The sequence below is a fragment of the Aeromonas sp. Prich7-2 genome (assembly GCF_017939255.1).
Classification (GTDB): Bacteria; Pseudomonadota; Gammaproteobacteria; order Enterobacterales; family Aeromonadaceae; genus Aeromonas; species Aeromonas caviae.
Genome location: NZ_JAGKRI010000289.1, coordinates 1 through 638, shown reverse-complemented (window position 1 = coordinate 638; position 638 = coordinate 1). Strand labels below are relative to the sequence as shown.

General features: G+C 48.4%; 1 protein-coding gene. It reads left to right on the top strand.

The window, feature by feature from the left end; genetic code table 11:
- Positions 1-203: 203 nt before the first annotated feature.
- A partial coding sequence (locus tag J9892_RS21720; protein ID WP_210538977.1) for an IS1595 family transposase occupies positions 204-638 on the top strand: 435 nt, incomplete at its 3' end.

The following is a 638-nucleotide window of genomic DNA, read 5'->3' as shown; positions in this document are numbered from 1 at the left end:
GAGAGAAGTTGCTCAAGATAGTGGTTGGCATCGATAATGGTCATGGCTTCGTGCGTGGCGGTTTTGTTTGGCGATAAAATCAGATCACAATCGAAGCCATTTTTATATCTATTTCAATTGGTTGCTGCTAAAGATCCTGTACATGAGCAGTCAGTTACCACGAACTATACTGATCTTACGTACAGTTATCGAGGTGCGAGATCATGGCCAAAAGCAAAATCCAATTCCAGAAAGGCTACAGCCTGTTTCAGTTTCTCAAGGACTATGGCACTGAGGCTCAGTGCGAAAACGCGCTGTTCACTTGGCGTTTTCCTAACGGCTTTGTCTGCCCTGAATGTGCCAACAAGACCTGTTGTCGCCTGAGAAGGCGGCCACGTGTGTGGCAATGCAATCACTGCCGTCACCAGATGTCATTGACTGGAAACACGATTTTCGCAAACACCAAGCTCCCACTGACCAAGTGGTTTCTGGCAATGCACCTGTTGTCACAAACCAAAACAGGCTTGTCAGCGATGGAGCTAAAGCGCCAGTTGGGCGTCAAATATGACACCGCCTGGATGCTCAAGCACAAGCTGCTGCAAGCCATGAAAGAGTCCGATGACAAGCAGCCCATCAGCGGCATCATTCAGCTCGATGAT